Origin of the sequence: Streptomyces sp. NPDC058307 (assembly GCF_042880295.1) — a bacterium.
Lineage (GTDB): Bacteria > Actinomycetota > Actinomycetes > Streptomycetales > Streptomycetaceae > Streptomyces.
Map to the genome: position 1 here is coordinate 49,760 of NZ_JBHVYZ010000025.1, position 10,289 is coordinate 60,048.

The 10,289-nt window shown below is 69.3% G+C and carries 7 protein-coding genes and 1 pseudogene; 1 reads left to right on the forward strand and 7 read right to left on the reverse strand.

What is annotated here, in order from left to right:
• Positions 1–79: 79 nt before the first annotated feature.
• Positions 80–2,203 (reverse strand): type IIA DNA topoisomerase subunit B, encoded by a 2,124-nt coding sequence (locus ACFVYN_RS19590; protein ID WP_390000004.1) that lies wholly within the window; start codon positions 2,201–2,203, stop codon positions 80–82.
• A gap of 442 nt (positions 2,204–2,645) precedes the next feature.
• Here ACFVYN_RS19590 and ACFVYN_RS19595 point away from each other — a divergent pair, with 442 nt between their 5' ends.
• Positions 2,646–2,876, forward strand: coding sequence for a hypothetical protein (locus ACFVYN_RS19595; RefSeq protein ID WP_125189096.1), 231 nt, complete (start codon positions 2,646–2,648; stop codon positions 2,874–2,876).
• Positions 2,877–3,006: 130 nt separating this feature from the next.
• On the opposite strand, the gene ACFVYN_RS19600 is transcribed toward ACFVYN_RS19595, so the two are convergent.
• The 6 genes and pseudogenes from ACFVYN_RS19600 to ACFVYN_RS19625 all read right to left on the reverse strand — a co-directional run.
• The gene (locus tag ACFVYN_RS19600; RefSeq protein ID WP_390000007.1) at positions 3,007–3,870 is read right to left on the reverse strand and encodes a serine protease; all 864 of its coding nucleotides are present in this window, start codon (positions 3,868–3,870) and stop codon (positions 3,007–3,009) included.
• A gap of 120 nt (positions 3,871–3,990) precedes the next feature.
• On the reverse strand, positions 3,991–5,529 hold the full coding sequence (locus tag ACFVYN_RS19605; protein WP_390000009.1) for an RNA polymerase sigma factor: 1,539 nt from the start codon (positions 5,527–5,529) through the stop codon (positions 3,991–3,993).
• Between the two features lie 503 nt (positions 5,530–6,032).
• Complete coding sequence (locus ACFVYN_RS19610) at positions 6,033–6,920, reverse strand: FadR/GntR family transcriptional regulator (RefSeq protein ID WP_390000012.1); 888 nt, start codon at positions 6,918–6,920, stop codon at positions 6,033–6,035.
• Between the two features lie 162 nt (positions 6,921–7,082).
• Complete coding sequence (locus ACFVYN_RS19615) at positions 7,083–9,083, reverse strand: ATP-binding cassette domain-containing protein (protein WP_390000015.1); 2,001 nt, start codon at positions 9,081–9,083, stop codon at positions 7,083–7,085.
• Between the two features lie 40 nt (positions 9,084–9,123).
• Positions 9,124–9,882, reverse strand: coding sequence for an NUDIX domain-containing protein (locus ACFVYN_RS19620; protein WP_390000017.1), 759 nt, complete (start codon positions 9,880–9,882; stop codon positions 9,124–9,126).
• A gap of 130 nt (positions 9,883–10,012) precedes the next feature.
• Positions 10,013–10,289, reverse strand: a pseudogene (locus ACFVYN_RS19625) (glycogen debranching protein); the annotation flags it as partial.

The following is a 10,289-nucleotide window of genomic DNA, read 5'->3' on the forward strand; positions in this document are numbered from 1 at the left end:
CGGGGGGTGGGCGGGGGGTCGCCACAAAACCCCCCCCACCCGGTTGGGGCGCGTTTCCAACCCCGCCCCCGACTCGGCGCTACGCGTCGATACGCGACCGATCCAGCGTCGCCGCCGAGCCCGAGATGAACTCCTTCCGCGGTGCCACGTCATTGCCCATCAACAGATCGAAGACCTGCTCCGCGGCCTCCAGATCGGCGAGGTTGATCCGCCGCAGAGTCCGGTGCCGCGGGTCCATCGTCGTCTCGGCCAGCTGGTCGGCGTCCATCTCACCGAGACCCTTGTACCGCTGGATGGAGTCCTTGTACCGGACCCCCTTGCTCTGGAACTCCAGCAGCTTTTCGCGCAGCTCACGGTCCGAGTACGTGTAGACGTACTTGTCCTGCCCCTTCTTCGGCTGGACGAGCTCGATGCGGTGCAGCGGCGGCACCGCGGCGAACACCCGGCCCGCCTCGACCATGGGCCGCATGTAGCGCTGGAACAGCGTCAGCAGCAGGCATCGGATGTGGGAGCCGTCGACGTCGGCGTCGGTCATCATGATGATCTTGCCGTAGCGGGCCGCGTCGATGTCGAAGGTCCGGCCGGACCCCGCTCCTATGACCTGGATGATCGCACCGCACTCGACGTTCTTGAGCATGTCGGTGACGGACGACTTCTGAACATTGAGGATCTTGCCGCGGATGGGCAACAGCGCCTGGAACTCGGAGTTCCGGGCGAGCTTCGCGGTACCGAGCGCGGAGTCGCCCTCGACGATGAACAGTTCGCTGCGGTCGACGTCGTCGCTGCGGCAGTCGGCGAGCTTGGCGGGCAGCGAGGACGATTCCAGAGCCGTCTTGCGGCGCTGCGCGTCCTTGTGCTGGCGGGCCGCGATACGCGTGCGGGCGGCGGCGACCGCCTTCTCCATGACGACCCGCGCCTGGGCCGCGGCGTCCCGCTTCGTGGACGTCAGGAACGCCTTGAGCTCCTTGGAGATGACGGTGTTCACGATGCGGCGAGCCGCCGAGGTGCCGAGAACCTCCTTGGTCTGGCCCTCGAACTGCGGCTCGGCCAGGCGCACGGTGACGACCGCGGTCAGGCCCTCGAGGGCGTCGTCCTTGACGATGTCGTCCTCGGCGACACGCAGCATCTTCTTCGCGCGCAGCACCTCGTTCATCGTCTTGGCGACGGCCTGTTCGAAGCCGGCGACATGGGTGCCGCCCTTGGGCGTGGCGATGATGTTGACGAACGACCTCAGGGTCGTGTCGTAGCCGGTCCCCCAGCGCATCGCGACGTCCACGCCGAGTTCGCGGGTGACCTCGGTGGGCGTCATCTGGCCGTGCTCGTCCAGGACCGGAACGGTCTCCTTGAAGCTGCCCTGGCCGGAGAAGCGGAGGACGTCGTTGACCGGCTTGTCGGTGGCCAGGTACTCGCAGAACTCGCTGATGCCGCCGTCGAAACGGAACGACTCCTCGCCCTTGCTGCCACCCTCGCCCAGACCGTACTCGTCACGGACGACGATGGTCAGGCCCGGCACCAGGAACGCGGTCTGGCGAGCGCGCCCGTGGAGGTTCTCCAGGGAGAGCTTGGCGTCCTTGAGGAAGATCTGCCGGTCCACCCAGTACCGCACGCGCGTGCCGGTGCGGGTCTTGGGGATCCTCTTGGCCTTGCGCAGGCCGCTCGCGGCCTCGAACGTGGCGTCGGGGCCGTTCGCCGCGAAGGCACCCGGCACGCCGCGCCGGAAGCTGATCGCGTGGGTGTTGCCGGCACGGTCCACCTCGACGTCCAACCGCGCGGACAGGGCGTTCACCACGGAGGCGCCCACGCCGTGCAGTCCGCCGGAGGCGGCGTACGAGCCGCCGCCGAACTTGCCGCCGGCGTGCAGCTTGGTCATGACGACCTCGACGCCGGACAGGCCCGTCTTGGGCTCGATGTCGACCGGGATGCCCCGGCCGTTGTCCCGGACCTCCACCGATGCGTCGTCGTGGAGGATCACCTCGATGTGGTCGCAGTGCCCGCCCAGGGCCTCGTCGACGGAGTTGTCGATGATCTCCCACAGACAGTGCATCAGGCCACGGCTGTCGGTAGATCCGATGTACATACCCGGGCGCTTGCGTACGGCCTCAAGCCCTTCGAGGACGAGCAGGTGCCGCGCGGTGTAGTTGGAACCGTCCCGGTCTGCTCCTGCCAGCAGAGCTGTGGACGGCACGGACGTCTCGGCGGTCACGCGGTTCGCTCCTCGCTGAATTTCAGGTGGGGCCCTTGTGGGTAAGGGCGCGGCTTCGGTCGCCGCCATGAGGGTACCGAGGCCTGGTAGAGCCGTTGTAACGCCACCCTCGTGCGGAAACACAGAGTAGTCCAGGGTCGCATACCTGTTCGATCCCTCGAAGGGGTGAAGTACATATCACGTTCCCTTACAGGCATGAACCATTTAGGCTCCGGGCACGTCCTCATGAACAACCGGCAACCCAGCCGGGAGGACCGACCTTGACCGACAGTGCGAACCCGTAAGACACACAGACACGCAATACGGCACATTCGCCGCCAAACCGGCAGCAGCCAGCCTTCCGGAAAATTTCTCTCTGGGTGAAGCCCCGAGCGGGAACGTTTTGGGGCTGGTTGGATGTTGACCCTGGTACGACAGCTCGTCGAGCTAGAGAAGAGGCGACGTGACTACTGTTCTGACCCCCGCGAGCCCGCTGACGGCCGCTGACCGCTGCGACCGCTGCGGCGCCCAGGCGTACGTGCGCGTCGTGCTGCTCAGCGGTGGAGAGCTGCTCTTCTGCGCCCACCACGGTCGCAAGTTCGAGCCGGAACTCAAGAAGATCGCCGCTGAGATACAGGACGAGACGGAGCGGCTCACGGCCGTTCCCGCGTCAGTCGCAGAAGAAGAGCGCTGACACTTCGCGTCCACGACGAGCCAGCTCCGGCACAGGCCGGCACAAGGGCGGCTGTCCCTGCTCCCAGGGGCAGCCGCCCTTACTCATGGCTCATGGCTCTGCGAGGACGCTCAGCGCCCTCAAGACATTGTCACGCGGTTCCATGACGTCCGTCGGTCGCGTTGCGACCGGCCGAGCCCAGCGTTCGCATGACCTCGGACACACGGGCGTAGACACCAGGACGGCCCGCTCGTCCACAGCCGCTTCCCCAGGACACCAACCCGATCAGCTTCCCCTGGGCGACCAGCGGACCACCGCTGTCCCCCTGGCAGGCGTCACGGCCACCCACGTCCTCCCCGGCGCAGAGCATGCTGTCGGCGCGGTAGGTGCCGTCCGCGCCGCCCGGATAAGCCTCACTACAACCCACGTCGGCCAGTACATGCACGCGTGCCGCCCGCAGACTGCGCGCGTAGTCGCCGCCGCCCGTGACGTCACCCCAGCCGTACACGGTGGCGCCGATTCCCGGCTGGTACGCGGCGTCGCCGGCGGCCGCCATGGCGATGACCGCGTTCTGCGGCAGCGGCTCGGCGAGGGTGAGGACGGCGAAGTCCCCGGCGTTGCTCTGCGGGTCGTAGCCGGGATTCACCCAGGCTGCCCGTATGCCGATCTCCTTCCCCTGGCCCGAGAGCAGATCCGTACGGCCCGTGATGACACGGAAGTCGCTCACCTGCTCGGGCGGTGCCCCGAGGACGTCCTCGCCCATGCAGTGGGCCGCGGTGAGCACCGTGGTGGGGCCGACGGCGACACCGCCGCAGAACTGCCCGGCGCGCGTACCTCCGAACCGGTCACGGCTGGACAGGGCCACCGTCCAGGGCGCCTTGGACACATCGACCGGGAATCCCCCGATGACGATGCTGTCGGCAGCCACGGGGGCGGCCGACGCCAGCGGTATGGCCGCCGCGACAGCCGCCAGAATCAGCGGCCGGGCCAGCGCCCGGGCAATGGGGTGACGCATGCATGCTCCTCACTCGGGGTGGTGATCGGAAACCCAGAGTCATGCAGGGCGCCTGTGCGCGCAGCACGAAGGCCCGGTCCCCGAAGAGGGACCGGGCCTTCGGTGTCGTACGACTACGGCCTAGTCGAGGTAGTCGCGCAGCACCTGCGAACGCGACGGGTGACGCAGCTTCGACATGGTCTTCGACTCGATCTGGCGGATGCGCTCGCGCGTGACGCCGTAGACCTTGCCGATCTCGTCGAGGGTCTTCGGCTGACCGTCGGTGAGACCGAAGCGCATCGAGACCACGCCCGCCTCGCGCTCGGACAGAGTGTCGAGTACGGAGTGCAGCTGCTCCTGCAGGAGCGTGAAGCTCACCGCGTCGGCCGGGACGACGGCCTCTGAGTCCTCGATGAGGTCACCGAACTCGCTGTCGCCGTCCTCGCCCAGAGGAGTGTGCAGCGAGATCGGCTCGCGGCCGTACTTCTGGACCTCGATGACCTTCTCCGGGGTCATGTCGAGCTCCTTGGCCAGCTCCTCCGGGGTGGGCTCGCGGCCCAGGTCCTGGAGCATCTGACGCTGCACGCGCGCGAGCTTGTTGATGACCTCGACCATGTGCACCGGGATACGGATGGTGCGGGCCTGGTCGGCCATCGCGCGGGTGATCGCCTGACGGATCCACCAGGTGGCGTACGTGGAGAACTTGTAGCCCTTGGTGTAGTCGAACTTCTCGACCGCGCGGATCAGACCAAGGTTGCCCTCCTGGATGAGGTCCAGGAAGAGCATGCCGCGGCCGGTGTAACGCTTGGCCAGGGAGACCACCAGACGGAGGTTGGCCTCCAGAAGGTGGTTCTTGGCGCGGCGGCCGTCCTCGGCGATGATCTCCAGCTCGCGCTTGAGCTTCGGAGCGAGCTTGTCGGCGTTGGCCAGCTTGTCCTCGGCGAACAGACCGGCCTCGATGCGCTTGGCGAGCTCGACCTCCTGCTCGGCGTTGAGCAGGGGGACCTTGCCGATCTGCTTGAGGTAGTCCTTGACCGGGTCGGCGGTGGCGCCGGCGGCCGCGACCTGCTGCGCAGGCGCGTCGTCCTCGTCCTCGTCGGACAGCACGAAGCCGGCGCTCTCGGCGCCCTCGGGCTCGTCGCCGGTCTTGGGAGCGTCTTCGAGGACCTCTTCCTCGACGACCTCGGCGTCGTCCTTCTTGGCGGTCGTCTTCTTGGCCGCCGCCGTCTTCTTGGTGGCGACGGTCTTCTTCGCGGCCGCCTTCTTGGTGGCGACCGCCTTCTTCACGGCGGGCTTCGTGGGCTCCTCGCCCTCGACTGCGGGCTCGGCGGCGGGGGCCGCCGGGGTGGCGGTGGCGGTGGCCTTCTTCGTGGTCACCGTCTTCGCCGCGACCGTCTTGGTGGCGGTGCGCTTGGCCGGACTCTTCGCTGCGACGCTCTTTCGGGTGCGCTTGGGCTCCGCGGCACTGACCATCAGCGTCACACCCTCTTCCTCGAGGATCTGGTTGAGGCTGCGCAGTACGTTCTTCCACTGAGTGGCCGGAATCTGGTCAGCTTCGAAGGCCCGACGCACGTCATCGCCGGCGATCTGCCCCTCGGCCTTTCCCCGCTCAATGAGAGCCATGACAGAGACGGACTCGGCGATCTCCGGCGGGAGCGTACGGGATGTGCTGGCCGACACGAACAACCTCTCGGAACGTTGGAAAACGGCTTCCGGCCCCGTCCACTGCGGACAGGAGCCGACCACCGGCCTGGGAGTGGCCGACGGCGCGGGCGGGGGGCCGGGAAGATGCACAGCGCCTGAAACGGCGTCCGTATTCCTTCCGCGGCTGCCACCTCTTAGGTCATCGCGCTGCTCCCGCAAGCGTTACGCCCAATCTGCGTGGCCCGAGTCACACCCCGTAGACAAACAAAAATGGTCAGACACGGACAGACAAGGTCACTCGCCCGTCCGGGCCAGCAGAGTCCGGGCCAGCAGAGTCCTGGTCGGCAGAGTCCGGGCCAGCAGAGTCCTGGTCGGCAGAATCCGGGCCAGCAGAGTCCGGGGGGCCGTCAGCCGCGCCGCGCCGTCGGACCCCGCAGCATCCCAGGAGATCCTGCGGGGTCCGACGGAGGCGGTTCGAGGGCCGAACGATGCCGGAGAAGGGGGAGGACATCCTCGACCGCGACGCCCGCGGTGCGCGGTCAGTGCTCGCGCGGCGCCGGCACCACGCGCTCCACCTCGGGATGGACGGTGAGCAGTTGACGCATGGCCGCCTCGGCCGCCGCCGCATCGCCGGCGGCGAGGGCGTCCGCAATCCGGCCGTGGTGCGCCAGGGACGACTCGTTCGGCCGGTCACAGCCGGCGACCGGGCCGCCGGAAACCTGGAGGGCTGAGGAGACGATCCCGGACAGATGCTCCAGCATGCGGTTGCCCGCGAGCTGGATGAGCAAGGAATGGAACTCGGCGTCGGCACGGGAGAAGGTGAGCGCGTCACCCTGACTCATGGCGTTCCCCATGATCTCGACCATGTCACCGAGGCGCTGCTGGACGTCCTCCCGGCCGTGCCCCGCGGCCAGGCGCGCGGCGAGCGGTTCGATCGTCCAGCGCAGCTCACTCAGCTCACGGCGCTGGTTGTCGCGCTGCGGTCCGAAAGCCCGCCATTCGATGATGTCCGGGTCGAGGAGGTTCCAGTCGCTGACGGGACGCACGCGCGTGCCGACGTTCGGGCGGGCGCTGACCAGGCCCTTGGCCTCCAGAACGCGGAGCGACTCACGGACGACGGTACGGGAGACCTCGAAACGCTGGCCGATCTCCTCGGGGACCAGCGGCCGGTCGGCTCCCAGGTCCCCCGAGACGATCATCTGGCCGAGCTGCTGGACGAGTTGGCCGTGCAGTCCGCGCCCGCGGCTGCCCGCGGCCCGTCGGCCCACGCGGCCCAGCTCCGGGTCCGAGCCGTCCCAGACGGAGGCTCCGACGCGGCCTGCGGCCGGGGCCTCGGCATAGGGGTAGCGGTCGAGATCGCCCGGGCCGGCCAGACCGGAGTCGGCGGAGCGGGCGGCGGTCATCATGGTGTGCGCAAGGGTACTCACGGATCCTTTGTCGGCGCCGCCTCCAACTCCCTTGAGGTCTTTGGTGAAAAGCACACGAAAGGGTGATCGCTCACCCCGTCGCAATTGACGCCTTATCGGAAAGAAATGCGCTTTCGTCGGGAAGTTGTGCGCAGGTCGAGACCGATAGCGCTCGGGCGGTCGTCATCGGACCCTGCTACGCAGGGTCGTGAGCAGATACGCGCACAGCAGAGCGGTCAGCGACAACGCCAGTGCCCCGCCCACCGGTTGGGCGATGACACGCACCGCTCCGACGAGATAGCGCTCCCCGCCGAAGGGCCATTGGAGCAGGAAGACCTCGCGCAGCCGGACGGGCAGACCCGCTGCCGCTCGCAGGGACGCCCCCTCCAGCGCTTTCTGTACAAGGGGTACGACGGCAACGGGTACGGCGACCACCGCGGCGAGCCCGGCCGTGGTGGACCGGAAGACTCCGGCGGCCAGGACACCGGCCCAGGCGCACCCGACCACCAGCCCGAACCAACTCGTGCTCAGCGACAACCAGTCCGCGGGAACTTCCGTGAGTTCCCGTCCGTAGACGAGATAGAGCACTTCGGCGTCGCAGCCCACCACGAGAAAGGCCAGCGTCAGCGCGGTGACGGCGGCGACGACGAGTTTCGCGGTGAGCAGTCCCAGCCGGCGGGGGACGGTGCCGCGGTCCGCGGCCAGGGCGGGGTGGCGGAACTCGTCGCCGAACGCGAGTGCGCCGAGCAGGCCGGCTCCGAGCGCAGCCGGGGGCAGCGGCAGCTCCCTCGGCCACGCGGCCAGCAGACGTGCCTGCGGGGTGTGGCCGACTCGTGCCAGGAGTACGGCGGTGAGGGCGGACGTGACGAGCACCGCGGCCCCGGTGAGGAACCCGGTGCCGATCCCTGCCGCGCGGCGCAGTTCGTAGCGCAGGGGGCGCAAGGGGCTGGGAGCCGACCTGACGGAGATGGGGGGCGGGAGGGTGGGCAGGGGGGTGTGGGTCCTGGAGGCGGTGGCGGGGCTCAGAGCGGTGTCGCCGTGTCCCGCAGCCGGGCTGCTGTCGGTGTCTGGACCGCCGAGTGCCGCTTGGGCGCCGTGCGCACTCCGGTCGGCGTGCACCACCCGGTCACCAGGCATGTGCGAGCCGCTCTGCGACGCGGGGTTGACCTGTGCTCGGCCGCGCCCCGGTGTCGTCCCGGTCACCCCTACGACCCGACGACCAAGGAGCTCGCCGGGCTCGGGTCCCGTCGCGCCCGTCCTCGCATCCTGGGCCGCTTCCGCGGCGTCGCCGGGAAACCGCCCGGCACCGGGCCCCATGTCCCCCATCTCGTCGGCCAGTTGGTGGACCAGGATGCCGTGACGGAATGCCGTCTCTCCGACGTCGGCACAGGTACTGCCGTACACGGACAGGCGGTTGCCGCCTTCCCGGACGACTTCGACGGAGCGCTGAGCCGTACGGGCCTCCCTGGCGAGCAGGGCGGCGAGGCGGACGGCATGGGGAGTGCGGACGGCGACACGGGGGCGGAGTCGGGTACGGGCGAACTCCGCGGCCGCCTGGTCCGCGACGAGCCTGCCTTGCTCGAGCGTGACGACGTGGTCTGCGGCGCGCGCGGCCTCTTTGGGCTCGGACGTGGTGAACAGGACCGTGCCGCCCTGGGTGGCATGCGCCCGCAGCATGCCGTGCAGCCAGTGGCTCTCACGAGTGGAGAGCCCGTCGGCTGGATCGTCCAGCACGAGTGTGTGCGGGTCCGACAACAGGGCGCAGGCCAGGCCCAGGCGGCGGTCCATGCCACGCGACAGGGTGCCGAGCCGCTCGTCGCGCAGGCTCACCAGGCCCACCACTTCGAGCACCTCGTCGGCGCGCCGGACCGGGACGCCGACCGCGGCGCAGAGCAGGCGCAGATGGCCGCGGACCGTGCGCGCGGGGTGGCCGGGCACTTCGCCCAGGAGTGCGCCGACCTCCCGCGAGGGGTGCGCGATGCGATGCAGCGGGCGGCCCCTGAAGTAGGTGAGGCCGCGGCCCCGTTGGAGTTCGAGCATCAGTCTGAGCGCTGTCGTCTTGCCCGCGCCCGTCGCTCCTAGAAGCGCGGTGATGTGGCCCGCACGGGCTTCGAAGGACACGTCGTCGACCGCGGGTGGGAGGTCCTTGTGGGAATGGCTGGTCAGTCCGAACGCCTGGATCACCCGTAGCAAGATAGCGCGTTATGTCCGGTTTTTGGGTCCATCACACTTCGGGGCGCAACATCGGAGGGTTGAGAAGGGTGGCGCCACCGGCCCGGAAGAGCTGGGCGGGGCGGCCGCCCTGTCGCGTGGTGGTTCCGCCGGTCGGGACAAGGAAGCCCGGTGTGCCCGTCACCTTGCGGTGAAAGTTGCGCGGATCCAGCGCCACGCCCCACACCGCCTCGTAGACCCGGCGCAGCTCACCGACGGTGAACTCGGGCGGGCAGAACGCCGTGGCCAGCGACGAGTACTCGATCTTCGAGCGGGCGCGCTCCACTCCGTCGGACAGGATCTGCGCATGGTCGAAGGCGAGCGGCGCGACCGGCTCACCGTCCCGACCGTAGCCGCCCTGCTGCAACAGCTCCTCGACGGGCGCCCAGCGCGCGTTGCTGGCGTCACCTCCTGCCCGGGGGGCGGGCAGGTCGGGGGCGAGGGCGAGGTGGGCGACGCTCACCACACGCATCCGAGGGTCACGCTTGGGGTCGCCGTAGGTCGCGAGCTGCTCCAGGTGCGCTCCGTTGTCCTGGACGGGGACAGCCGGGTCGTGGGCGCGCAGCCCCGTCTCCTCGGCCAGCTCGCGGGCAGCGGCCTGCGCCAGATCCTCATCGGCCCGTACGAAGCCGCCGGGAAGCGCCCAGCGTCCCTGGAACGGCGGCTCGCCCCTGCGTACCGCGAGCGCACACAGGGCGTGCCGGCGCACGGTCAGTACGACCAGGTCCACGGTGACGGCGAAGGGCGGAAAGGCTGACGGGTCGTAGGCCATGCCGCGATCATAGTCGTCTGCCTGACGATAAACACTCTCTTCGCCGGTCGCATCGGCGGTTGATCCACTGCCACCTGAACAGGTCGCTTCTCCCTCTGCGTGCCTCTGGTGGAGTGGGTGTCATTCGAGGTCACGCCCTCAGTTGAAGCCCTTCGGCGGCCTCCTCGACCATGGCGAGCCCGAGCCTGCTGACCCGTACCGAGAACGGCGCCCCCTTGATCCTCAGTCCGGTCAGACCGATCTCTCCGAGAGGCGCGCTGCGTACGGGGCGCAGCGTGACCGTCCCCGCCGGGACATCTGGCCGGATTCCCGCGAGGGTGCTGAGCAGCTGGACCCCGGCGGCCGCCGCAGTGGCCGCCGGACGACAGGCCGCAGGGTGAGGAAGGGGAGCGCTCCCGTCTGTGCGC